This window comes from Pseudomonas kitaguniensis, assembly GCF_049199985.1.
Classification (GTDB): Bacteria; Pseudomonadota; Gammaproteobacteria; order Pseudomonadales; family Pseudomonadaceae; genus Aquipseudomonas; species Aquipseudomonas kitaguniensis.
In genome coordinates this window covers 59,205-84,576 of record NZ_JBLZPT010000005.1, presented here as the reverse complement: position 1 = coordinate 84,576, position 25,372 = coordinate 59,205, and the positions used below count along the sequence as shown (strand labels likewise).

20 protein-coding genes and 1 tRNA gene are annotated in these 25,372 nt (G+C 54.2%); 14 read left to right on the top strand and 7 right to left on the bottom strand.

Annotation, left to right across the window (positions count from 1 at the left end; all coding sequences use genetic code 11):
- Positions 1–12: 12 nt before the first annotated feature.
- Genes tssC through tssA form a run of 3 tightly spaced genes read right to left on the bottom strand, consistent with a single transcriptional unit; the run spans position 13 to position 3,609 of the window.
- Complete coding sequence (tssC, locus tag ACOZK9_RS09185; protein ID WP_058414390.1) at positions 13–1,488, bottom strand: type VI secretion system contractile sheath large subunit; 1,476 nt, start codon at positions 1,486–1,488, stop codon at positions 13–15.
- Positions 1,489–1,516: 28 nt separating this feature from the next.
- Positions 1,517–2,020 (bottom strand): type VI secretion system contractile sheath small subunit, encoded by a 504-nt coding sequence (gene tssB / locus ACOZK9_RS09180; RefSeq protein WP_421555667.1) that lies wholly within the window; start codon positions 2,018–2,020, stop codon positions 1,517–1,519.
- Positions 2,021–2,052: 32 nt separating this feature from the next.
- Complete coding sequence (gene tssA / locus ACOZK9_RS09175) at positions 2,053–3,609, bottom strand: type VI secretion system protein TssA (protein ID WP_421555666.1); 1,557 nt, start codon at positions 3,607–3,609, stop codon at positions 2,053–2,055.
- Between the two features lie 768 nt (positions 3,610–4,377).
- Here tssA and ACOZK9_RS09170 point away from each other — a divergent pair.
- The 14 genes from ACOZK9_RS09170 to ACOZK9_RS09105 all read left to right on the top strand — a co-directional run bounded on the left by ACOZK9_RS09170 (position 4,378) and on the right by ACOZK9_RS09105 (position 18,617).
- Positions 4,378–4,896, top strand: a complete 519-nt coding sequence (locus ACOZK9_RS09170) for an Hcp family type VI secretion system effector (RefSeq protein WP_058414387.1) — start codon at positions 4,378–4,380, stop codon at positions 4,894–4,896.
- Positions 4,897–4,976: 80 nt separating this feature from the next.
- Positions 4,977–7,019, top strand: coding sequence for a type VI secretion system Vgr family protein (locus ACOZK9_RS09165; RefSeq protein WP_421555665.1), 2,043 nt, complete (start codon positions 4,977–4,979; stop codon positions 7,017–7,019).
- On the top strand, positions 6,964–7,749 hold the full coding sequence (locus tag ACOZK9_RS09160; RefSeq protein ID WP_152748690.1) for a DUF4123 domain-containing protein: 786 nt from the start codon (positions 6,964–6,966) through the stop codon (positions 7,747–7,749). The genes ACOZK9_RS09165 and ACOZK9_RS09160 overlap by 56 nt, the downstream gene beginning before the upstream one ends.
- Positions 7,746–12,542, top strand: a complete 4,797-nt coding sequence (locus ACOZK9_RS09155; RefSeq protein ID WP_152748689.1) for an RHS repeat-associated core domain-containing protein — start codon at positions 7,746–7,748, stop codon at positions 12,540–12,542. Before ACOZK9_RS09160 ends, ACOZK9_RS09155 begins: the two co-directional genes overlap by 4 nt.
- A gap of 11 nt (positions 12,543–12,553) precedes the next feature.
- Complete coding sequence (locus tag ACOZK9_RS09150) at positions 12,554–13,219, top strand: YwqG family protein (protein WP_152748688.1); 666 nt, start codon at positions 12,554–12,556, stop codon at positions 13,217–13,219.
- A gap of 144 nt (positions 13,220–13,363) precedes the next feature.
- The gene (locus ACOZK9_RS09145; protein WP_152748687.1) at positions 13,364–13,834 is read left to right on the top strand and encodes a hypothetical protein; all 471 of its coding nucleotides are present in this window, start codon (positions 13,364–13,366) and stop codon (positions 13,832–13,834) included.
- A 298-nt stretch (positions 13,835–14,132) separates the two neighbouring features.
- A complete protein-coding gene (locus tag ACOZK9_RS09140; RefSeq protein WP_152748686.1) occupies positions 14,133–14,471 on the top strand; it encodes a DUF7668 domain-containing protein in 339 nt (112 codons plus the stop codon).
- Positions 14,472–14,648: 177 nt separating this feature from the next.
- Positions 14,649–14,987 carry a DUF7716 domain-containing protein gene (locus tag ACOZK9_RS09135; protein WP_421555664.1) on the top strand — a complete coding sequence of 113 codons (339 nt, stop codon included), beginning with the start codon at positions 14,649–14,651 and terminating at the stop codon, positions 14,985–14,987.
- Positions 14,988–15,126: 139 nt separating this feature from the next.
- Positions 15,127–15,534, top strand: coding sequence for a hypothetical protein (locus tag ACOZK9_RS09130; RefSeq protein ID WP_152748684.1), 408 nt, complete (start codon positions 15,127–15,129; stop codon positions 15,532–15,534).
- A 121-nt stretch (positions 15,535–15,655) separates the two neighbouring features.
- On the top strand, positions 15,656–15,994 hold the full coding sequence (locus ACOZK9_RS09125; protein ID WP_152748683.1) for a transposase: 339 nt from the start codon (positions 15,656–15,658) through the stop codon (positions 15,992–15,994).
- 274 nt (positions 15,995–16,268) lie between these two features.
- Positions 16,269–16,697 (top strand): SMI1/KNR4 family protein, encoded by a 429-nt coding sequence (locus tag ACOZK9_RS09120; RefSeq protein ID WP_421555663.1) that lies wholly within the window; start codon positions 16,269–16,271, stop codon positions 16,695–16,697.
- Between the two features lie 210 nt (positions 16,698–16,907).
- Entirely contained in the window at positions 16,908–17,417 is a 510-nt protein-coding gene (locus tag ACOZK9_RS09115; RefSeq protein ID WP_421555662.1) for an SMI1/KNR4 family protein, read from the top strand.
- 269 nt (positions 17,418–17,686) lie between these two features.
- A complete protein-coding gene (locus ACOZK9_RS09110) occupies positions 17,687–18,085 on the top strand; it encodes an immunity 22 family protein (protein ID WP_421555661.1) in 399 nt (132 codons plus the stop codon).
- 91 nt (positions 18,086–18,176) lie between these two features.
- Complete coding sequence (locus ACOZK9_RS09105; RefSeq protein WP_421555660.1) at positions 18,177–18,617, top strand: SMI1/KNR4 family protein; 441 nt, start codon at positions 18,177–18,179, stop codon at positions 18,615–18,617.
- A 156-nt stretch (positions 18,618–18,773) separates the two neighbouring features.
- Here the strand turns inward: ACOZK9_RS09105 and ACOZK9_RS09100 are convergent, their stop codons facing one another.
- From ACOZK9_RS09100 to pvdQ, 4 genes are all read right to left on the bottom strand, one after another.
- The gene (locus ACOZK9_RS09100; protein ID WP_421555659.1) at positions 18,774–21,872 is read right to left on the bottom strand and encodes an autotransporter domain-containing protein; all 3,099 of its coding nucleotides are present in this window, start codon (positions 21,870–21,872) and stop codon (positions 18,774–18,776) included.
- A gap of 262 nt (positions 21,873–22,134) precedes the next feature.
- Entirely contained in the window at positions 22,135–22,506 is a 372-nt protein-coding gene (locus ACOZK9_RS09095) for a hypothetical protein (RefSeq protein ID WP_421555658.1), read from the bottom strand.
- A 106-nt stretch (positions 22,507–22,612) separates the two neighbouring features.
- Positions 22,613–22,686 (bottom strand) — tRNA-Cys (locus ACOZK9_RS09090).
- Positions 22,687–22,899: 213 nt separating this feature from the next.
- Positions 22,900–25,188: a bifunctional acylase PvdQ gene (gene pvdQ, locus ACOZK9_RS09085; protein ID WP_421555657.1), complete on the bottom strand. Its 2,289-nt coding sequence runs from the start codon at positions 25,186–25,188 to the stop codon at positions 22,900–22,902.
- Positions 25,189–25,372 lie beyond the last annotated feature (184 nt).

Sequence of the window (25,372 nt, the reverse complement as noted above, 5' to 3'; positions counted from 1 at the left end):
GTTAAGCTCCGTTTACTCTTTGTCCAACTTGCCAACCAGCGACAAGGTGAAGTCAGCGCCCATGTATTTGAAGTGCGGGCGCACGTTCAAGCTGACGCGGTACCAACCTGGCTCGCCGTCGACATCGCTGACGATGATCTGGGCTGCACGCAGTGGACGACGGCCACGCACTTCGGCGCTAGGGTTTTCCTGGTCGGCGACGTACTGGCGGATCCACTTGTTGAGTTCCAGTTCGAGGTCGGTACGCTCTTTCCACGAACCGAGTTGCTCGCGCTGCAGCACTTTCAAGTAGTGAGCCAGGCGGTTGACGATCATCATGTACGGCAGTTGCGTGCCGAGCTTGTAGTTCAGCTCTGCCGCCTTGCCTTCTGCACTGATGCCGAACTGCTTGGGCTTCTGCACCGAACTGGCGGAGAAGAAGGCAGCGTTATCGGAGCCTTTGCGCATGGTCAGGGAAATGAAGCCTTCCTCGGCCAGCTCGTACTCGCGACGGTCGGATACCAGCACTTCGGTCGGGATCTTGGTTTCGATCTCGCCCATGCTTTCGAAGTGGTGCAACGGCAGGTCTTCTACCGCGCCACCGCTTTGCGGGCCGATGATATTCGGGCACCAGCGGAACTTGGCGAAGCTGTCGGTCAGCTTGGTACCGAACGCGTAGGCGGTGTTGCCCCACAGGTAGTGTTCGTGGCTGTTGGCGACGGTTTCTTTGTAGACGAACGATTTAACCGGGTTTTCTTCCGGATCGTACGGGTTACGCAGCAAGAAACGCGGCACGGTCAGGCCAACGTAGCGCGAGTCTTCCGATTGGCGGAAGCTCTGCCATTTGGAGAACTGCGGGCCTTCGAAGTGATCTTTAAGATCCTTCAGGTCCGGCAGACCGGTGAAGCTTTCCAGGCCGAAGAATTTCGGGCCGGCCGCAGCAATGAACGGCGCGTGGGACATGCACGCTACGCTCGACACGTACTGCATCAACTTCACGTCCGGCGAGCTCGGGGACATGAAGTAGTTGGCGATAATCGCGCCCACCGGCTGGCCACCAAACTGGCCGTATTCAGCGGTGTAGATATGCTTGTACAGGCCAGCCTGCATCACTTCCGGCGAGTCTTCAAAATCGTCCAGCAAGTCTTCTTTGGAGACGTTGAGGATTTCGATTTTGATGTTTTCGCGGAAATTGGTGCGATCAACCAGCAACTGCAGGCCGCGCCATGCCGATTCCAGGGACTGGAAGTCAGCGTGGTGCAGAATCTCGTCCATCTGACGGCTGAGCTTGGCGTCGATCTCGGCAATCATGCGGTCGACCATGGCCTTTTTGACCGGTTCACCGTTGTTCTGCGGCTTGAGCAGTTCTTCGATGAAGGCCGACACGCCGCGCTTGGCGATGTCGTACGCCTCGTCGTCCGGCGTCAGGCGAGTTTCTGCAATGATGCTGTCAAGAATACTGAGTTCGCCGGTTTGGGCGCTTTTTTGCTGTGCTGCGCTAGTGCTCATTGTGTTGGCTTCCTTGGCTGATTGGGACTCAGGCGTCCTGGGCTGCGGCGTTCAAGCCCAGCTCACTCAGTACGCGACCGCGGGATTCGTCGTCGGCGAGAACGCCTTCGATGGCTTTGCGGAACGCAGGCGCATTACCCAGCGGGCCTTTGAGGGCCACCAGTGCGTCGCGCAGCTCCATCAGTTTCTTGAGCTCCGGTACTTGCTCAACCAAGCTGGCCGGGTTGAAGTCCTTCATCGAGTTGACGCGCAGTTTCACGCCCAGCTCTTCAGTACTGCCCTCCTCCTGCAAACGGTTCGGCACGCTCAGCGTCAGTTGCAGCTCTTGCTTGGCCAGCACCTCGTCGAAGGTCGTCTTGTCGATGCTGATCGGCTTGCGATCTTCGACTTTGCGCTCGTCCTTGCGATGGGTGTAGTCACCAATAGCCAGCAGTTTCAGCGGCAATTCGATTTCTTCCTGAGCACCACCGGTGGCGGGCTTGAAAGTGACGTTAATGCGTTCCTTGGGGGCTACCGAGCCTTCTTTGGCCATGGCTTTTCTCCTTGCGGTTGTGGCCGTGAGGCCTATTCGAGTACCACTTCAAGATCGAGGTGGCACAGCCTGCGATAAATCTCTTCCTTGCGTTCGCGCACTGCATGGTTCTGCGGTAACAACTCGCAGCAGCTATGCAGCAGATGGAGCACTTCCAGCGCAAGATCTGGCTCCCAAACGTGCAGGCCCAGGTCCTGCAATGTTTGGTCGAGGGTTTCAAGTTGGGCTTTGGCCAGTTCGTATTTCTTGGCCACAAAACACAGGCGGGCCAAGGCAAACTGCCAAAAGAATCGGGCGCGGCCGCCCTGCGCTTTTTGCAGGCCCTGCTTGAGTGTCTGTACGGCGGCCTTGAGACCGTCCTTGCGCAATATCGGCAAAACCTCTTCCAGCGCAAGCTCCCACGCAGGTTGCGTGTGGGCGACCTCGACCTTGCGCGGTGCGCTGTTGGTCTGCAGGTGGGGCATTACATTGGCGCTGATCCAGGCGCGTGTGGCGGGATCGGCGAAAGGCGCACCGTCGTGAAAACGTAATTCGATGATGCCGGGCAACCGTTGAATCAACAGCGCGAAATGAATTTCCACTTCGCGCATGGCCAGGTCTGCGTTCAAGCCTTGCAGGCATTCCCAGACCAGGCGCTGGCCATCGAACCAGAATGGCGCCTTGGCCAGGCTCGCCTCGACTTCAACAATCAGATCGGCGTACGACGCCTGATCGTAACGATCCTGATAGGACTTGAGTTTGTCTGCCGGCAAACCGCGTAAAGCGGTGATGTGTTCGGCATTGCGCTCAGGCACTGCGTCAATCGGCAGCCACAAGAGCGTGCGATTAAGGCGCAGGGCGCGCAGGTCGGTGGCTTTTTGCTTGAGCCACCAGGCACACAAAGGCCGTGCGTTGTCCTGTTGGGCACGCAGCGCTTTATGGGCTTCTTTTTCATTGTCGATAGGCGCGCCGGCCGTAAACAGTTGCGTGGCGGCTTGCTTGACTTGGGCAACAGCCGCCCCAACCACACCGGGTTCCGGCTGGTTGTCGGCCGCGCGCTGCACCATGCTTTTCAGTCGACGGGACAACGGCAACAACAGCGGCGCATCGTCACCCAAATGCTGGGTGCACGCCGCATCCAACCCTTCGAGGTGTTCAACCAGGCGGCGAAACAGCGGCAGTTGATCTTTAATCGCTATATTTTCGTTAAGCACTTGCTCGAGGCGCGGCACAATCCAACTGATCGCGGCACTGCGGGTTCGGGCTTTACTGGGGTGAACATCAGCCCAATGGTGCTCGCACAAATAGTGCAAAAAACCGAGACCCGCCAGCAGCCCCTGAAACGATTCGCGCTGGTAAAGCGCCCAGGTAAGCCAGGCACCTACGCGCAAATCCTTGGATTGGCTGCGCAACAGACTTTCACTGTTTTCGCGAACTTTAAGCCAATCGATCTGGCCACTTTCGTGCATCGATTGGGCTTTGGCCAATTCACTTTCCAGCGCTTCATACTCGCTCGAAAAACGCACGTCTTCGCCCGCAAAATTCTCTTGAGAAACCGAGACTTTTGCGAGTTCTAGATAATGAGCGGAGAGCTTACTGGAATAGGACATCCATGACCTTTAATTTGAGAATTCGTCAAACGGCAAATGACGAAAATGCCGAACGACAGAAAGGAAACATGATGCTTCAATCCATTTAGACCAGGTTCTTTCAAGGGACCAAAGCCTACGTAGGACGATGGCCCTTTGCAAGCAGCACCGAAGCATCCTTAAGAGAATCTCTTTGTAAGCGGCGAGATTCTACCGAAAACACCTCAGAAAATTCAACATACGTACAATAGTTAGTACGCATTAGTGAAAATCAGCCAAAACCCTTGAGATAGAGCCGTTCTGGCAAGCAATTTCGGATATATCTCAACTGGGCATTCGCCGTTACTACATGTAAGTGATTCGCCATAGTCCGGGTAGGACGCTGGCTTGATGGGAGTAGATTCTACACTTGCTAACCCGAGGTTTGAAAATCAGACGCGTCCGAGAAGGACGCATGAAATTTCCCACAGCGCTTAAATTTTTGTGAAGCACCGCACAACTTTTTAATCTGCATTTTAGGCAAATAGTTGCGCAGTTCGCTGTGGAAAAGCCTGTGGATAGATCTGTGCAGACCTTATTAGTATTGATGTACAGCCGAGTGCGCAAGAAGTTGCTCAACTCCAAACGGTTTGCTTGCAAAATTTATTAATCCACGCGGCTAAAAAGTCGCTGCAGCATTGATTTACCAACGAAATAATTAACGTGGCACGATGCTTGATTGCGGCTTGGTTACCCACCGGGCGATTTCGCCTCCCGGGCATTCTTATTTATCCAGCAAGGAGCATCTCCATGGCTACGCCAGCGTATATGTCCATCACGGGCACCAAACAAGGCCTGATCACCGCCGGTGCTTTCACCGCCGATTCGGTTGGCAACACCTACCAGGAAGGTCACGAAGACCAGGTCATGGTTCAGGGCTTCAGCCACGAAGTGATCATCCCGCGTGACCCGCAGTCCGGCCAACCTACCGGCCAGCGCGTACACAAACCGGTCAAAATCACCAAGGTATTCGACAAGTCCTCGCCTCTGCTGCTGGCGGCCCTGACTTCGGGCGAGCGCCTGACCGAAATCACCATCCAGTGGTACCGCACCTCGGCTGCCGGCACCCAGGAACACTACTTCACCACCAAACTTGAAGACGCGATCATCGTCGACATCAAGGACTACATGCACAACTGCCAAGACCCGGCGAACTCGCACTTCACTCACCTGGAAGACGTCGAATTCACCTACCGCAAAATCACCTGGACCCACGAAGTATCCGGTACTTCGGGTTCCGATGACTGGCGTTCGCCGGTCGCTGGCTAAGCCTGGCTGACCGTTGCACACATCGGCCAGCCCTGCTGGTCGATGTTGTTTTCAGCATTGCATGACACAAGGAACAAGGGATGTTCGCGCCGGCCAATCAGACTCACTTCAGCCTGACCATCGAGGGGCTGGCAAACGACCTTCAAGTTTTCAGCCTGAGCGGTCGCGAGGCGATCAGCCAACCGTTCGCGTTCGAGATTGAACTGGTCAGTGAACAGCCGTCCCTCGACCTCGAAAGCCTGCTGCACAAACCGGCCTTTTTGCAGTTGTCACCTGACGGCAGCGGCATTCACGGGCAAATCTACCGGGCCGCCCAGGGCGACTCCGGCAAGCGCCTGACGCGCTACGCCGTGACGCTGCGACCGCAGCTCTCCTACCTGGCGCACCGCATCAACCAGCGCATCTTCCAGAACCTCACGGTGCCGAAAATCATTGGCCAGGTCCTTGAAGAACATGGCATCCAAAGCAATGCCTATACCTTCCACCTTGGCACGATTTATCCCGAGCGCATTTACTGCGTTCAATACGATGAATCGGACCTGCATTTCATACAGCGCCTGTGCGAGGAAGAAGGTATTCACTACCACTTTCAGCACAGCGCCAGCGGCCACAAACTGGTGTTCGGCGATGACCAAACGGTGTTCCCGAAACTCGCGCCCGTGGCCTACCAGCAAGACTCCGGCCTGGTCGCAAACGACCCGGTCATCAAGCGTTTCGACCTGCGCCTGGAAACCCGCACCAGCCGCACCACACGTCGCGATTATGACTTTGAAAAACCGCACATCACCCTCGAGTCCGACAGCCGCGGCGACGCCCTGCCCGACCTGGAAGACTACGATTACCCCGGCCGTTTTATCGACCGCACACGCGGCAGGCACCTGGCCAAACGCGGGCTGGAGCGCCACCGTGCGGACTACCAACTGGCCGAGGGTAAAAGCGACCAGCCGTTGCTGGTCAGCGGCCACTTCCTGGCCCTGACCCAACACAGCAAAGCCCGCTGGAACGACCTCTGGTTGCTCACCGAAGTACTCCACGAAGGCAAACAGCCGCATGTGCTGGAAGAGTCGGTGACCAGCGACACCACCGCGCTCAAGGACGACTTCCATCAGGGCTATCGCAACCGCTTCTTGGCGACCCCGTGGGACGTGCCGAACCGGCCACCGTTGAAACACCCGAAACCGCGCATCCTCGGCAGCCAAAGCGCCGTGGTCACCGGCCCCAAAGGCGAAGAAATACACTGCGATCAATACGGTCGCGTCAAAGTGCAATTTCACTGGGACCGCGACGGCCAGGCCGACGATAAAACCAGCTGCTGGCTGCGCGTTTCTTCCGCCTGGGCTGGCGCGCATTACGGCGGCATCGCCATCCCGCGTGTCGGCATGGAAGTGCTGGTGAGCTTTCTTGAAGGCGACCCCGACCAGCCACTGATCAGCGGCTGCCTGTACCACAAGGAAAACGTCGTCCCCTACGATTTGCCGGCCAACAAGACGCGCAGCACCTTCAAGACCCTGAGTTCGCCCGGCGGCAGCGGTTTTAACGAGCTGCGCATCGAAGACAAAAAAGGTCAGGAACAAATCTTCCTGCACGCCCAGCGCGACTGGGATGAAAACATCGAGCACGACCAAAAAATCAGAGTCGGCAACGAACGCCACGACACCGTTGAAGCCAACACCTACAGCGAATTCAAGACCGAGGAACACCACACCGTCTACGCCGACCGCAAAGTTGAAGCGCGCGCGGACGACCACCTGACGGTTGCGGTGAACCAGCACGTCAAAATCGGCACCGGGCAGTTCGTTGAGGCGGGCCAGGAGATCCACCTGAGCAGCGGCTTGAAGGTGGTGCTGGAAGCTGGCAGTGAGCTGACGCTCAAGGCCGGCGGCAGTTTTATCAAGATTGATGGCAGCGGCGTGGTGTTCAGCGGGCCGGTGGTGAATGTGAATACCGGTGGCAGCCCTGGCAGCGGCACACCGGCGGCGCCGCTGTTGCCAGGCGTGCTGAAACAAGCTGACGGCGACAAGGCCGGTGCGGTACTCACCCCGGCACAAATCAATACGCTGAAACGCAATGCGCCGTTCTGCGAAGAGTGTGAAAAATGCAAGGACGGTGCCTGTGCAATCTGACCCTTTGACACCCCAGGCCTGGCTCGCAGAACGGCCGCTACAGGCAGGCGAACGGCTGTATTTGATTGTCAGCGCTGCCAGCGATGCCGACGCGCTTAAAAGCCTTTACCAGCTTGAAACCACGCCGCGGCTCACTCCGCTCTGGAACGGCACGCCTTACGCGTCCTGGCAGCCAGTGATGCCCTACCTTGCTGAACTGAGCGATAACTCGGCTTATCTCGACTGGATTGCAGGCACTGATGCCCAAGACTGGGGCTGGCTCGCAGTGTCCCGTAGCGAGCCGAATGTGGTCTTCGAGCATCTACGCAGCCTCACCCAAGTCAAAATGCCCGACGATACAGAGGTATTTTTCCGGTTCTGGGACGGCCGGCACCTCTACCCGATTATTCAACGCTTAGGCGCTGAAGCCGGCGACATCTTGCCGGTGTTTGATCGCTATTTAATCAATGGCCGAAGCCTGGAAGTCGGGCCGCGAGTGGTGCCGAAAGCGCAGGACTGGCCGTGGTGGAAAATCCCGCAGGCGCTGCTTGATGCGTTAGTTGAAAAAGATCACAACATGCTCGTCGACAACCTGATGCAGTGGCTCGGTGAGGATTGCCCAGCCCTATTTTTCGCCTTCCCCGAAAGCAACCTGCGCCGCAAAGTCGAGCGTTTTGTGCGTCAACAACCCAATACAGAAGATATGGCAGAGCGCCTTGCGGCTCAGCTGACTAAGGAAGTCACGTCATGAATAGCCCGATTGGCACCCTGGTTTTGCGCGTGCTGGACGCCAAAACCCCTGACGTGAGCCTGATCCTCAAGGACTTCAACCATTGCCTGAGTGACTATAAGGAATGGGCGGACGGCTTCTGGACAGGCTGGGCGCTGGATGTGGACCAGACGTTCAAAGTCGGCAATGAGGTCAGCATCACCCAGCGCAAAACCAAGACCGACGCGGTAAAAACCTATGCCACCTGCCCGCTCGCTGGCGACTTCACGCTGATCCACATGTTCGACTCGGCGCGTTTTGTGCCGATCGGCAACACCCCGGTGCGGCTTGAACCGGTCACCAAAGGCATTATGTCTGACGACGTAACGGGCCCGGTGATTGAAACCACCATTGGCCCAACCGGTATCAAGGTCATCGACGGCTGCAAAAAAGGCCAGCTGTACCGCATCACGTTTTTCCCCAACGTTTCCCAAAATGACGTAAAAGCGCTCTACAACTCCTATCAAGGCGTGATCGGCAAGCTCAACGGCTGGCTGCAAAGCGAGTGGTCCGGCAAATTTCAACCACAGTGGGCCAGCTACTCGGCGGCAGATCGCAGCGGTCGCGCAGTGATCTTGTTGAAGCGCGCAATGGACGGCCTGGAAAAAGCCCTGCTGCGGTTGTGGGACGACATCAAGAGTTTGTTTGAGCTGCTCGCTCACCCGAAAGAAAATCTGAATAAGCTGCGTAAGTACCTGTCGGACGTCGAGATCGACAAACTCTACGCGGCGTCGAAGGAATCAATCGCCTCCGGCTTGTTGATCCTCAGCGACGAGCCACTGATGTTCATCTACATTTCGGCCATCGTGGCATGGGTCGGCATGCTGCCGCCGCAAGTCGTCGTGGATGTGGTGACCGCCATCGCATCCGAATTTTTGATCAACGTGGTGCTGGGGATCTGCCTGACTGGCGGGGCCGGTATCGCCGTGCGCGTGGGGACTAAAACGCTGTCTGCGGTCAAGTCCGGGGAGGCGATCAAATACCTGGAAGAGCTGGCGGCGACACTGATGAAGCTGAGTCGTGAACACAGCCTGCCGGCGCACGCCGAAGTGTCAAAACCGCTGATCGCCAGTGCCAAGAACGTACCCATGGCGCCGACGAAAACAGCGGCGCTGAAGATTGATGAAGCGGCGGCCAACGGCTCAAAAAGCCAGGTGCCGAAGACCACGGATACCCCGAAACAGCACGTGAAAGACGCTGCGTCGTTCCCGCGCAAGAAAACTACCAACCAGACCAGGCTGGAACGCAAGGAGACGGTCGACGACGCGCCTAGCCAGTCCAAAACGCCGGACGACAAGGCCGCCACCAGCGCGAAGAACACCTGCACTGACGGTTGCCCGGTTTCGATGGTGACCGGCGAAGAACTGCTGACCCTCACCGACGGCGAACTCGACGGATTGCTGCCCTTCAATTGGACCCGTCTGTATCGAACCAGCGCTGCCGAAATCGACTGTGGCCTGGGTTACGGCTGGAGCCATGCACTTGCGCAACGCGTCGACATCAAAGGTGACGAGGTCATCTGGACCGACCACGAGAACCGCGTCACCACCTTTCCGTTGCCGAGCGTGCAGCGCCCGGCGATTACCAACAGCCTCTCTGAGGCAGCGATTTTTGTCGGCGACGATGCGTCTGAGCTGATACTCACCCAGGCCGGTGAAACGCCGCAGTTTTACCACTTTCGTTACGACAACAAGGGTGCGGCGCTGATCGCCATCAGCGACAAGTACCAGAACCGCCTGCACATCACACGCGACCTGCAGGGGCGGATCAAACGAGTCGACAACGGCGCCGGCCGTGCGCTGCTTATTCGCTACGACCTAAAACACATCGTTGGCATTGATTACCAGCAGTTCCTGCCAGCGGACAATCTGGAAGATTGCTGGAACAACATTCAAACGCTGGTCACTTACCGCTACGACGCTCAACACCGGCTCATCGAAGCAAAAAACGCTGCCGGTGAAGCAGAGCGCTACGCGTACAACGATCAGCACGTCATCCTTGAACGCCAACTGGCCGGCGGCGCAAGTTTTTACTGGGAATGGGAAAATCAAGGCAAGTCGGCCCGCTGTATCCATCACTGGGCGAGCTTCTCGCAGATGGATTCGCGCTACGCCTGGGATGACAACGGCAGTGTTACCGTCACCAACGCCGACGGCAGCCAGGAAGTTTATGCGCACGATGACCAGGCCAGGCTCATCGCCAAGGTCGACCCCGACGGCGCCGAACACCTCAAGGCCTACGACGATAAAGGCCGGCTGATCGCTGAAAAAGACCCGCTGGGCGCCGTCACCGAGTACCAATACAACGAAGCCGGGCGCTTGGTGGCGGTGATTCCACCGGAAGACCTGCCGACCACGTACGAGTATCACAACGGCTTTGTACGCGTGGTGAATCGCGGCCCTGCAAAGTGGATCTACTGGCGCAACGAGCAAGGCGACATCACCGAACAGGTCGACCCGCAAGGTAACTCAACCTTCTACCGCTACAACCCGCAGGGGCGCCTGCTGGAAATCCGCCATCCCGATGGCAGCCTGCATCAGCTCGGCTGGAACAACCTCGGCCAATTGTTGGAGGAGCGCCTGCCCAACGGTGGTCAGCGCAAATACCGCTACGATGAACTCGGCCGGCAAATCACCCGACAGGAAGAAACCGGCGCGATTACGCAGTACCAATGGGACGCCGCCAACCGCCTGGCGAACGTCATCCTGCCCGGCGGTGCCACGCGCGCGTTCACCTACAACCCCTACGGTAACGTCACCGCCGAACGCAATGAGCTCGGCCGCGTCACGCGCTATGAATACGCCGATGGCCTGCACCTGGTCAGCCGTCGCATCAACCCCGACGGCAGCCAGTTGCAGTATCGCTACGACAACGCGCGACTGCTGCTCAGCGACATCGAAAACGAACGTGGCGAGCACTACCAACTCGACTACTACAGCAACGGCCTGATCCAACAGGAGACCGGTTTCGATGGGCGTCGCACCGCCTACGAATACGACCTCAACGGCCAGTTGCTGAAGAAAACCGAGTTCGGTGATGACGACAGCGAACTCGTCACCGAGTACCAGCGCGATGCCGCAGGCCGCCTGCTGGTGAAAACCCTGGCGGACGGTGAAGCCATTCACTACAGCTACGACGCCCTCGGTCGTCTGGTCAACGTCGATGACGGCCACTGGCCGCTGGCGTACGAGTACGACGTGCAAGACCGGCTCATCACCGAGCATCAAGGCTGGGGCACCACGCGCTACGAATACGACAAGCTCGGCCAACTGAGCCACTGCCGCCTGCCCGACGGCAGCACCCTCGATTACCATCACCAGCCCGGCGGCCAACTCAGCCGCATCGACCTGAACGGCTCGCGCCTGACCAGCCACCAGTTCAGCGCCGGCCTTGAACGCCAGCGCCAACAAGGTCTGTTGCTCAGCCAATATCAGTACGACGAACAGGGCCGCCTGCGAGCTCACAGCGTCAGCCAACAGGAGCACCAACTATACCGGCGGCGTTATGCCTACGATGCCAATGGCAACCTGGCCGGAATCGACGACAGCCGCAAAGGCAATCGCAGCTTTCATTACGACCCGCTCGATCGGCTGATCAAAGTACGTGGCGCCACGCCGGAAAGCTTCGCTCATGACCCCGCAGGCAACTTGCTCGATCAGGGTGATCAGCCGGTGGCGAGCCTGGCCAACGTCAAAGGCAACCGCCTGCTGATGCAGGGTGATCGTCATTACGACTATGACGCGTATGGCAACCAGATCCGCGAACGGCGTGGCGCTGGGCAGAAACTGGTCACGCAATACCGTTACGACTGCCAGCAACGACTGATCGGCGCCACCCTCCCCGGCGGCAGCACTGCGGCGTATCGATACGACGCATTTGGGCGCCGTATCGCCAAAACGGTCGATGGCCACACCACAGAATTTCTGTGGCAAGGCGAGCGGCTGATTGCAGAGAGTGCCCACAACCGCTATCGCACGTACATCTATGAACCCGGCACCTTCCGCCCGCTGGTGATGCTCGATGGCGAAGGCCCGCTGAAGGCGACGCCGTTCTACTACCAACTTGATCACCTGGGCACACCGCAGGAGCTAACCGACTACAGCGGCGACATCATGTGGTCGGCGAAATACCAAGCGTATGGCAACCTGGCTACGCTGGATGTGGCTGAGATCGACAACCCGCTGCGCTTTCAGGGGCAGTATTTCGATGCGGAGACGGGGTTACATTACAACCGGCATCGCTACTACAATCCGGGCAGCGGAAGGTTTTTGACGCCGGATCCGATCAAGCTTGCGGGTGGGTTGAATAACTACCAGTACGTGCCTAATCCTACGGGGTGGGTGGATCCGTTGGGGTTGGCATCCGCGATAGGAAATTGCCCTAAAGTAACGCGGGATGGGCAAGGCAGAATCACGGAATGGGATTTTGACATTGCACCAGATCACATCGGTACAGGGAGCGTGACCAATCAGGCAGCTCGCGATCATGCGAGAACGCTCGGAATTGCAACAGATGATGCAGGGCATGCGAGAGGGAGCAAGCTAGGAGGACCGGGAAATGTACTGGATAATATTTTCCCTCAAGCACCATCAATAAACAGAGGAAAGTTTAGGGTGTTCGAAAAAGGAGTTGCAGAACACATCATTGAAAATGACGTCAGCGCAACGGCTCGACTAACTGCCCTGTATGAAGGGAAGGACACACGTCCATACCAGTTAATTTACGAAATTAAATTTTCAGATGGCTCAAAGCTTAGCAAGATTTTTGAGAACTAAGGAGCGAACCAATGTTTATTAAAAAAACAGACATTAAAACAAATTCTTATATAGGCGGCGATCCGATGCTGCCTTCAGGGTTTGAGCACCCAAAAAGCAAAAATAATATAGAACTCACTTTTTTTTTCACAATCGAGTTTTCTGAGCCACACCCCTTCAGCGGATACTCGCTCAGCTTTTTCAGCGCTACAGCAGAGTTTGATGAAAACCTGACGATCCCTAGGATGCTAAACTCGAATCTAAAGGGAGCAGTAATACCCACTGGTTTCCTGAAAGACTATCAAGAGCTATTCAAAGTCTACCTTTTTAAAACTGAGACTGCAGAAACACAAAAAACTAAACTTCCAAGCATAAAAAAACAATACCTGGCGTTCTCATCCAGTGAGGATGGCGATATCTTCGGCTGGGCTGGACCTTCTCCTGACTGGACGCTTGAGGATGAAGCTCCATCGACTTATGAAGGAGAAACTGTAAACTTTATTTTTCAAGTAAAAAAGGACCAGACTTTTGAGATTTTAGAGGGAGCTCCACCACAAAAAGAGATGGATATATTTGGAGGCGTGAAAGATAGAAAAAAAAGAAACTACACTTTTTTTAATCAAAATGAGTCTTTTTTCTTCGGACGGACTTCGGATAAAGTCGATAATAACGTATATATCATTACTCAATATGACTGAGAAACAACAAAGCCCAAGACCTCTAAAAATAGCAACCTTAGTTGGCATTAAAGGAACGCGCATCCTTAATCGGCTCGAAAAGCGTCACCCAGAACAGTGATATCAGTACGTTGCTAAAAAATTTTCATCACTGGGAAAACTCCAATGAGGTCTACGTTCGAAACCGCTCTAGATCAACATGAGGTCTCCGAATTCTTTAAAGGAAATGGAATTTATTTTGCCCGAGGTTCTGATTGGGGCGACCATCTTTACATAAGCAATTGGCAAGAAATGTGTGGTGTTTTAAAAAACCAAAAAGCAGCATCATCCTTATTAACTAATATCTTCGAAGAATATGTAAAATATCTCCATGAAAATTACGCAGATGCAGCTGGCTTGCTACGCAATATAAGTGCGTACTACGTGCTGAGGAAAAAAAATACTGTTTTATCAATTAATGACTACGACCTTATAAGTGCGCTCGACGACAAAAGCAAAAACCATATAGGAGTATTATTTAGATTACTAAGAAAAGAATATGACGAGAACAAAGAAAACTTTTCAAAGCACTCCTTTGAACAAGAACTAAATCGCATTGAAAATAACGGTTGCCCATTTGAGCTGGAGAACATTTAGCACAAACGCCGCTATTGAGTTAGTTGAGTTAACTGAGCATATGCTAAAAACAGCGAATTGGTATTACCTCCTTGCCCCTAAGCGGAAGAGGAGCTCGGTGTTGCAAATCAATACGTGCTTAACTCCGAGCAGGCGCAGGGAAGCTTATAAATTCGGACAAAAATTACGTTCATATCACTATACAGTGCCACTATAAAGAAATATGATAAAAAGATTTAGTTCAAAATACGAACGAGCACATTAGGGCGATCAATGATTAGTCGCAGACTTCAATCCAAATATGTGGAAATATATGAGAGTGAATATCGACAAGCACCTGGAAATAGAGATAATCGAACTCATTGACGCACTAGTTAAGGGTGATCATGCAAAAATCTCCGAAAGAAATTGGTACGGCAGGCTTAACAAAGAGCACGTTGAGTCTAAACTCTCCGAATACGGCAATACACTGATATTACCTCCTAATAGCTTTTTAGAGAAAATAGATACTTACAATTACAGCGATGGCTCTGGCATGGCCATAGATGTGCCTCTATGGACGCAAGAAGAGGGAATGAGCGACCTGACTATTTCCTTAGAATTATTATACAAGGAAAGCAAGCCTGCGCTTCAGATGACCGACCTGCGCATTTTATAAGCCCCTGTAAGTCCGCCTCAATAATGTCAGCAACAACACAAACGTTAAATAAACTCTATAATGAAGGCTTGTTAAAAACAATTTAGACGCCTCAATAAAAATTGGTCGGCGCTGCGTCGAATGTTTCTATTCTCATAGAGGAAGCGAGATGAAATTTAGAGAGGTGCGAAAAAGCAGATGATTGTAAAAATGAATAGCAGGAAGCTATGCGATATTTTGTCCTGTCCTGAAAGTCTAAATTGGCAAGATGCAATTTACCTACCAAAGGACGAAAAAAAATGGAGCTTGAGTTGTGACGTAATTATCGAAAACCCGGAAAATTTTGAGGCTTACGATGACAACGACAACCCAATCGAAATATCTAACATTAACTACAGGTACGTTTTACTATGCGACGACCTTGCATCCATAATATTTAATTTAAGAGAGCAAACAAACTTGTTTGAATTAGATATGGCATACACAGCGCTCATTTATTATTTTGAAAACGATAGCTTTATCAAGCTCAGCCAGTGAAACCCTAACAAAAAAATCACGAAAACGTCTTTAGCCAAAACACTTCGCTGCTGAGGCAAGTTTAATCCTCGTTGGCACCCTAAACAAGCGAACGCTCTACGAATAGGCCATTAAATTAAGCCGTGCAAAGGTAAAATTAGTGAAAACCAACAAAACCATAGTAGGCGATATCATTCTCATCCCTCTGGAGCAGGGCTTCAGGCCAGCAAAGGTCTTATATGTATCACTAAGATACGAAGACACGATTTTGCTTGGGCTATATAAAAATCTTGTAGCTGACCTCCACTCCTCTTGCGACCTGGAAGATACTTTTGAATTATTAATCTATACATCAAGGGCACCGATACGGAAAAACCGCTGGCACTATATAGGGCACGAAGCGTTGCGTACAACGCAACAGAGCCTCGATTTTAGGGTAGTGGCTGGTGAGCGCTGGCAAGGTGACACCCATCTTGGACCAGCATCCGAAGAGGACAAAACCCGCCTGCCAGAAATGTTGGTAATGGGTGTGCGATTAGTTGAGGAAAAAGCCGCGCTTATCTCATAAAACGTGGACTTGGTGACGGCAAACCTACCCAACACAAACATTTAAACTAATCAATCATCTCCAAAATAACCGTCCGGATGTTGTAATGAGAATCAATGTTAATTTAAGGAAGGTATTAATAATGAATTCAAGCGAGTTTGTAACAGGCCTCAAAAACAGTGTGGTACACGAAAACTTTTCCAGCTATAAAAACCTGTATTTGAATACCAACGCCGAAAGCGCAACTGATGATTACTGGAAAAATTCATTAACGCTATTTAACTCATTGACCAACGAGCAGAAAACTATTTTCTTCGAAATCATCAAGCAAACCATAATAGACACGACTTCTAATATTTTAGGAGTTATAGATGGCGCTACTACGATAGCGGGCGCGCGTGACGAATTTTCGCTCTCCTACGGCAAAGACGAAAAATCACTAGAGGGCGATTTACAAAGTTTATTTCTGGCTGAGCTATAAACATTGTCAACTTTGAGTAACGCCTTATATTCAGAACGAGTACCTAACCCATTTCCGCAACAGCGCCCAGCTGCCCACTAACTTTCGCCAGCTGACAATTATAGTAGGCATTGGTCCAATTAGAGAGGTAATATCGCATAACGCATCAGGAACAGGTACACTTCAGGTTATACTGATGCTACCGACCCCCTATATGAGACGTTGTCGGCAAAATTTTTTACTTCGGAGAACACATAGTTTTGCTGATGAAAAAAAATGAAGCCAGGAGTTTTATATGAAATACGACTGGAGCTTGTTTGGGATTGATAAAGGCTCGTCTGTTGACGAGAGCAAAATATCCCAACTGCAAAGGACGCTTGGAGTAACTTTTCCAGAATCGTATCTAGATCTTGTCACTTATGCTGATGAAGCGTCACCAGCAATATCTTCGTTCTCATATGGCGGCGAAGAAACCTGCGCCAGCGAATTTTTTTCATTTTCATCTGAAGTAACACCGCATAGTATTTGTTGGTACATCGGACCTGGACGCCCCCCTAACCTACCAAAAAGCATGATCCCCATAGCTAGAGATGCGGGTGGCGTTCTAATTTGCTTAAACTTTGAAACAGCCCATGTGGCTGTTGAGGTTTTTGACCCAACCTCAAAGAAATCTCACACTGCCTCCAATAACTTTGATAATTTTATTAATTCATGGCGGCAATAGAGTGGCTTTACTCAATCTAATATTTTTAGGCTGTTGATTATACGGTCTCCTGATCTGTAAAATCTCCCGAGAATTACTGCGGAAACCGTCACGATAGCTATGATGACGTAACATGTTGATATCATAAAAAATTGGTATTTGCCTTATCCCAAGCATCTATATTTATGACGCCTCACTCATTCTGTATTCACACCCTAGATGAGAAACTCAATGCTATATAATAAAATCATAAAAACTTTAGGCGCTGAAGCAAGATTCTTTGAGGTTTCTGATATCGACCAGGCGTGCCGTATTGAATTGGCCACTGAACTCGCGCAGCTTCTTATTTTTTTCAAGGGCGCTATTGTCTTCATCCGAGGCGCTAAATTTAAAGTCGATGCTGACATTCCAGTAGCAGATGAGGACAGGTATGTTGATCTTGATATAATTTATGGCTTGAATCGCGATTCTAACAATATTTTTATAAAAAATAGCGTATATAAAGACAGAATAGGCGAAGACTTTTATACTTTCGGCGAATCCGTCAGTGGAGACCAATACTGTATCGAAAGAGGATCCGGAAAAATTTATTACTGGTATCACGAAGCCAAGTATGAAAGTGAAATAAAATTCTTAATAGCACCAAATCTTATAGAATTCATCACACACCTGGTAGCAGATGAAGAAAAACCACTCATAGATAAAACAAAAAAGATAATCAGCGCAACGTTTGATTTTTGACAGACCGAATTCTTCAGTCAGTACCTCAATCTGGCTGGGGGACATTACAGGCGGCTTTGCTACTAAAAGGCTGGCACCATGCATTTTTTAATGAGGGCACCGATCAAGCTTGCGGGTAGACTGAAGAACGGCCAGTACATGCCTAGCGCAACACAGTTGGATCGCCCCTGTAAACTTGGGAACAGGACCAGTGGAAGAATTGGACTGCTGGGTAATTGGAAGGTGGATCTGACGCCTCGCCTTCACGATAAAAATTAAGGACGCTAGAAATGAGCTCAAAAAAAACCGTCTCGATTTGGACTTCAAATACCGGCTGGGAATCATCTACGCTTAAACATGTCATGAGTCCAGAGTACTCAGATGATGGCGACATTCTTGGCTCTGAATTTAGCAATGCGTTCTCACTCGGCTTTGTTGACGATGACACAATCGAAGCTGCTAAAATCGAGCCAACAAATTCTATGATTGCCGCTATTGAGGGATGTTCCTATTATTTGGATATTGTGTCTGACATGAAGAATAAAAATATTCCTCTGAGCGGAGCGCCAATAGACACTATAGTCGCGATATACGACTACTCGTTTTCAGGCACACCCAAAAACGCTACCATTAGAACCCATATATTTGAGTACCAAGGAAGCTTTGAGTACAAGCGCCCTCCCTCTTAACCAAAAACTGGAAATAAAATAGTATTTCCTGTGCCGATAAAATTGGCGAATTTTACCGAATCTCAAATAAAAAGCAGGAGTTTCTGAAAAAATGACGCTTACTGATTTTGTGAATCTGGTAACCGAAACAGAACAGACCCATCCTGTTTGGTTTGATTTAAATGCAGATAAGACCGCAAGTGACCGAGCTATAGCTGCCTCCCAGCAATCTTTAGGGTTGATATTCCCGAACGAGTACGTTCAATTCATAAAAAAATATGGTGGTGGCTATTTTGCATTTAGCATCGTGTACTCTCTCGACAATGCTAGTGACTTCAATATAATTGAAATAAACAAAAGAAAATCTAGCGTACATAAAAATTATTTTCTATTTTCTGAAAACGGATGCGGCGACTTCTACGCCTTCAAGATGGTAAATAATTGTTGCCTGCCCGACGTTTTCTTTTTTGATCACGAAACATCAGCATGGAGCAAAACCAAGTACAAAAACCTATTCAGCTTCTTAAGTGAAGTAGCCCTCGCCCATAGTTAGGCAATAAAAGTGTGAGCGTAATAGACGTCCCTCATTTCTCTTTAATTGAAACTACAGTCATTCCCAAATAAAGCGCCTGAATCAAAAACTGTGTGAAATTTCTCGCACCTGCCTTGTGTGACACTCCGCCTCACACAAGGCACGCAGCTTTCAGCCTTAAAACGCCAACGTCACCCGCGCGTTCAGCGATTGATCAGACGTTTTGCTGCTCACCTGCCCGTCGTAACTCACGCCCACGGTCAAGGTATCGCTCAAGCCCAGATCGACGCCAGCGCCGAGCACTGCGGCGCTGCGCGCAATCGGTGCGCCGGACAGCTCGAAGGTATCGCCGCCGCTGAAGGCTGCGCGGCTCTCGGGGGTAACGTCGCCATAGGCACGACGCCAGCCCAGTGTGGCGTTGGGCTTGATTGCGACGCTACCGGCTTTCAAAGACGTGGCGGCACGCAGGCCCAGGGTACTGAAGGTGATGTGGTTGTTCTGGGACTTGTTCTGCAGGCTGATCGCGTTGCTGTTCTCATCGAACGAGTCGGTGTCCAGTCGCACATGCGCAAGGTTGGCGTAGGGTTCGAGCCGCGCATTGCCCATTTCGATGGCGTAACCCAGCTCGCCGAATACCTGGTTGGTCGCCGCCTTGTAATCCTCTTTGAAGTGCTCGGAAGAACCGGGCAAGTCCAGCGTGCGTTTGGCGGTCAGCTCGTGCCAGGTGCGCACCGCGCCGAGGCGCAGGCCGAGTTGGCCCCACTTGGCGCCGCCATATACGCCCAGATGATAGTTATCGCTGTCGGTGGAACCGGGCGCATTACGCAGGTTGAAGCGGCTGTTGCTGTAGCCGGCCAGCGCGCCCAGGCGCCAGGTATCATTGAGCGGTACGTCGGCGCCGAACAGCATGCCGCTGGTATGCGTGTCCAGGCCCGACACGTCACCGGAGCTGTCGGTTTTGCCGGTCGCGCCGATGGCTTGAGTCCACACCACGCCACGCGAAGCATCGCCAGCTAGGGTTTGCGGGGTGCTGCCGAAGGTTTGTGCCGACTGCGATTGTTGCAAGCGCTCGTTCATGGCATTGCGCACCAGCCGGCTGTCTTCGATCAACGCGGACTGCGTTGAAGCCTGCAGCTCATTCGACAGCGCATTGAACGTGGCTTGTGCCGTCGGCGCGTCATCCTGTATCACCTGGCGCCACAGCGCATTGCCTGCGCCTGCGCTGTCCAGGCCTTGCGCGACGGCTGCGGCATTGCGGGTTGTCGCCAGGCTGGCGAAGGTTTGCGCGTTGCGATTAAGCGTCAGCCCCACATCGGTCGCCGTGTAGTTCAACGTCGGCGTGAGGAAGGCGAAATGGGTTTGCACAGTGGCGAACGCCCCGCTGACGCCGCCGGCTGCCGAGAGGATCGAATAGCGGCTCGCGGCCAGCCAGTTACCGCCTTCAACCAGCGACAGCGTGCTGTTGTTGATGCTTGCACGGCCGCTGGCGACGCTGCGGTCAGCGTTGCCGTTGGCGTCCGATTCCACCTGATAGACCGAACCTGGCGCAAGGTTGACGTCGCCGTTGACGTTCAGTTGGCCGACCGAATTACCCGGCGCAACCACACCGCCCGCAGCGACGTTGATGCCGCCAACGCTGCCGTTACCGCCCAGCGTTGCGCCTTGCTGCACGCTGACGATGGAGTTGCCGAGGTTGCCGTTGACTGCCAGGCGACCGGCTTGCACGGTCGTTGCGCCCGACAGGCTGCTGTTGCCGGTCAGGTTCAAAGACCCGACGCCGCGCTTGATCAGCGCACCGTTCCCGGCCAACGAGTTGGCAAGGGTCGCGTTGGTGGATTGATCCACCACCAGCGTGGCGTTGTCGGTGATGGCCCCGCTGCCGAAGGCTTGGGCGTGACCGGTCAGGGTGCCGCCGTTGATCACGGTGCCGCCCGAGTAGGTGTTATTGCCGGTGAGCATCAGGTTGCCACTGCCGTTCTTGATCAGTCCGCCGCTGCCGCTGATGTCGTTGCGCCAGGCGTCAATCGCGTTGTAGCCGCCGAGGCTGGCGTTCATGTTGACCGTGACATTGGCATTGAATGCCGCATAACCATCGCCCGCTGCGTACAGGTTCAAGCGGCCATAACCGCCGGACTGATCGATGACCGCATAGCCTGAGGAGATTTCAGTGGTCGTCAAAATCTCGCGGCGCTGGCTGGCATCCAGGTAGGGAAAGCGGGTTTCCAACAGCACTTCTGCGTTAACCGGCACGACCGCAGCCAGGTTGGTCGGGCCAACCGGGTTGAATCCGTAGGTCATGCGCGAGGTAAATAGCGCCTTGTCCTGGGCATGCTGGGACGTGCGGTCCGTCGCCGGGTCGATGGACGCCATGCAGTTGCTGACGTCGCCACCGCATTGCGCCGTGAAATAACTCAGTGCCTGCGCACGAGCATCGGCGCGCAGTTGCGCGTTGGCAGGGTTGGACAAGTTATCGATGGCGAAATAGGTGGCGGTAATGCGCCCGCCCATCACATCGAACGGCGAATGCATGCCGGCTTCAATGCGGTTGTCGCCAATGTCCGAGGCGCGCAGCATCAACTCGCTGAAACGTTCGGGGATCGCGTAGGCCAAGGCATAGGAAGACAAGTACGCAGCGTTGGTATGGCCGCTCGGAAATCCTGAGTCGCTGGCCGGCGTGGTGCTCTTGGCCGGGCGCAAGGAAGGCTGCACCACGAATTCCAGGCTCTGCCCGTCCAGGCTTTGGCGCCACGGGCGCGGGTACAAATAGTGCGACTTGGCGGGCGTGGTAGAGGCGTCGTTGCGCACCGCGCCGACCAGGTCGACCACTTTGCCCAGCGCCGAAGACGAACTGCCGGCGCCATTGCCTTTGTCGTCGTATCTGACGGTTTTGTTGCTGTCGTCAAATTGCGTGATGGTCGTGAAGGCACCCGCACCGGCCTTGTAGGCAGCGCTCAACGAGCCAAGGCCGCTGATGGCGCTGTAACTCTGGTCGCGGCGGTCGTCAAAGTAGGCGGCGGTTTCCTGCGCCAGCGTGCGGGAGTTGGCGCGGTCGACCACGATTTGCAGGTTGCGCCTCAGCAAACTCTGCCCCAGGGCGGTCGGCGTGCCGGTATCCCACGTCGCGCCGGTCGTCCACAAGGTATCGAACCCCGAGAGCAGATCGACCCCGTTGATTCTATCATCCCCTGCCCGGCCCGCTGCCTGAACCGATACGGCAAGCAGTGAAAGTATCAATGAAGACGCCATGACATGGGCAACCGGTGTGTTACATCGCATAGCGTACGCCTTCACTCTATTTAGATAAGGCGACGACCCTAGCAAGCAGGTTTTACACTCCGATGTATCTGCGGTGACACATTTGTGGCGGCGCAAGATGCAAATACAACACACTTTGCCCATTCCAACACACGCAGGAACAAGCGCTCGTTGCCGCTGATTCAAAACAGCCCCAAGTACTCAACTGCCTCTGCTCACCCTCTGAGCCCGCATCAAATCAGGCTCAATCACTTAACGAACGGTTGCTATCCAGCCGCCTTCATTACTCAGCATTGCCGCTTGGGACCCATAAAGTGCAGGCGGTGGCGGCTTGGGCAATCAGCCAATCATGCTCACGTTTTGCGAAAGGCCGAGGCATTCCGTCAGAGACTCGAAGCGCTAACTTATAGGCACCATTGACTTCGTTCGCAGTCGGTGTGGCTTCTTTCAACTTTGTGTTGGTTTTGAGGCCTTCTACCGCGCCATATAGCGCTAGGGCTTGTTTGGCGGTATCTGGACTTTCCTCGAGGATTTTTACCACGATAAAAGCGGCATTGGAGCACCGATCCATCTTTTCCCATTGCTTCATTTGTGTTTCGTCACCGAGCACTAAAGATGAGGCGAGCAACATCAACGGGCCAATTAAAAAACGCATTGTTTTTGATCCTTCAAATGGGTTAGTGAGATGGTTTTGAAGCTTCCGTACTTTCCTGTACCCAATAAAAAACCCCGTAGATCATTGATCTACGGGGTTTTAAGAGTGGAGGCCGAGGTCGGAATCGAACCGGCGTAGGCGGATTTGCAATCCGCTGCATAACCATTTTGCTACTCGGCCTCAAACGGTCAATGCCCTTGCTGCTGACATTCACCGCATACAAACTTGAGTGGGCTCTGTGAAGCGCGCCTCTACTCTAAATCATTGAATACATTGAAGTTTTTAATGCTTCGTTGCGTTCGATGGGCGCCATTATGTACTCATTTGCTTTTGCCTGCAACCCTTTGATTTCAAAAATATTTCGTAGTGACATCAAGGGGTTGCGCGCGCTCGTTACTCCTTGATCACTTGTTGCTGGTAGTGCGGGTCGGCTTTGATCTGGGCTTCAGTGAAGGGGATTGCGTGCAGTTTTTTTTCGGAGAACGCTTGGGTTTGGTCCTTTGAGTATTGGGACGCGGGGTCGCTGGATTCAGAGAACGCCAGCACGCCGAGGGCTTGCGGGCCTTGGGCGTCGAAGGTGACGATTTGCAGGTAACTGCTGCCGCTGACGACTTCGCGTTTGCCGTCGGCGCGTGGCACGGTTTGCATGGCGTTGTAGATGCCCAGCGATTGTGGGCCGCCGTGAATCGGGATTTGCCCGGAGACTTGCACGTCGCCCCAGCGGGTCAAGCCAAGTTTGGCGACGTCTGCGGCGGACGCCAGCATGGCTTCGCGCAGGGCGTTGGCCACAGGGGCGCGGTCGATGGCGAGGCCGCGTGGCGTGGTCAGCGGTTGCGCTGGGTCGAAGGCGACGCGCCAGGCGTCGGGGGTTTGTTCGAGGTGTTGCATCAGGTTGATGAAGTGCATCAGGCCAACGCCGCTGTCGAGGTTGGCGTGTTGGTCCCAGGTTTTCAGGCTGGTGCACAGCGGCTTGAGTGCTGCGGCATCGGCGCCGAGGTGTGTGGCGCAGAACGCGAGCAGGTCGGGCATGACTTGGCTGGCGAGGTAAACCTGGTTGTCCATCACCATGTTTTGCAGGTCGGCGACGCTGATCGGTTGTTTCTCCAGCGATTGCAGGCGTTGCACGGCGAATCGCGCGCGCGGGCCGAGGCTGATGTGGTCCTGGCTGATCAACGGCGAGAACCCGGTCAACGGCGCGTTGGGGTTGGCCAGCCAGGCCGAGTCATTGGCGTGTTGTACATAGTCGCTGCGCTGCAGTTGCGGCAGTTGCTCGGCGGCGAAGATGCCGGGCTGTGCCGCGCGCGGGTCGCTGTCCCAGGCGCAGGCGCTGTGGGCGCCGTCGAGCATGATCATTTGCACGCCGGCGCGCGGGTCGCTGCATTGCGCAAGTTTGGCGGCGCTGACGTTGGGCACTACCGACAGGTTCATGTACAGGCTTTGGCCCTGGTCATCGGCGGCCACTGTGTTGACCCACGGAATGCCTTGCAGGGTGTGCACCGAGTTTTGCAGTGCCTTGAGACTGCTGGCGCGGTTCATCGCGTCCCACTGTTGCAGCACGCGGTCGTTGCCCAGGTTGGCGTCGCGCAGGCTGAACGCGTAGTGGTTGTCCCAATCGAGTTTGCCGGGCCATTGCACCACCGGGCCGAATTGCGAACTGTAGACCGTGTGGGTCACGTCCTTGAGGCTGCCGTCCGGCTGTTTGGCCTTGACGGTGACGCGAGTTTGCTCAAGCGGCAGGGATTTACCGTCGAGCAGGTAGCGCGTGGCATCCTTGGGGTCCAACGTCAGTCGGTACAGGGTGAAATGCTTGGAGGTGTCGACCGTATGCGTCCAGGCCACGTGCTGGTTAAAGCCGATGTTGATGACGGGCAAGCCCGGCAGCGCGGCGCCCATCACGTCGAGTTGGCCGGGGATGGTCAGGTGCATCTGGTAAAAACGCATGCCGCCCACCCACGGAAAATGCGGGTTGGCCAACAGCATGCCACGGCCATTGAATGAGCGATCCCGGCCCACGGCGACAGCGTTGCTGCCACGGTCCAGGCTGAAGCGCTGTTGATTGGCGGCGGCCAGTTCAAAGGCCTTGGTGTTCGATGGCACAGCGGCAGTGGCTTGCGGCGGTGCCGCGCCGACCAGGGCTTCGGCGAATTGGCCTACACCGCCCTCAACCAGCAGCCTGCGCGTCAGCTTGACCACGTCTGCCACCACCAGCGGCCGAACCCACGCCGCCTGGCACGGCGCCGGCGCGCCCTGCTCTTTCAGGTAACGGTTGTAGCCCGCCACATAACCTTCAATACGCTGCTGCATCTGCGGGGTTTGCGCGTTCCAAAACGCGGCGCTGGCCTGCTCGGTATTCAGCCAGGTAAAAAATACGTCGCTGGCCAGGTTGTTGCGTTCCTCAAGGGTTGCCAGATCAGGGCCGAAATAGCGCGCGCGTTCGCCATTCACCGTCACCACTTCATTGGCCAGCAGGCACACGTTGTCTTGCGCATACGCGTAACCGATGCCGTAGCCGAGGCTGCGCTCGTCATTGGCGCGAATGTGCGGCACGCCGAACGTGGTGCGCCGAATATCCGCCGATGCCGATGCCGGCGTCGCCACCTGCTCGCGTGCCGCTGCGGCCATACTCAACCCCAGCAACACCCCTGCCACGCACACTCTGGACAACCTGTTGGAAATAATCACGCAAGCTCCGCAGTCAAATTAAACACCCACACAAGGGGCAGCTACCCCACCGTAAGGACGCAAATGAGCGGGAAGAATTTAGCCTTGGCGGAGGTTTAGCCGGGCGATTCGACGGCGACAAACGCGCGACCGACAAAATTTCTACATCCAGCACTTCATGATTTATGTCGCTCGTTCGTCTTAT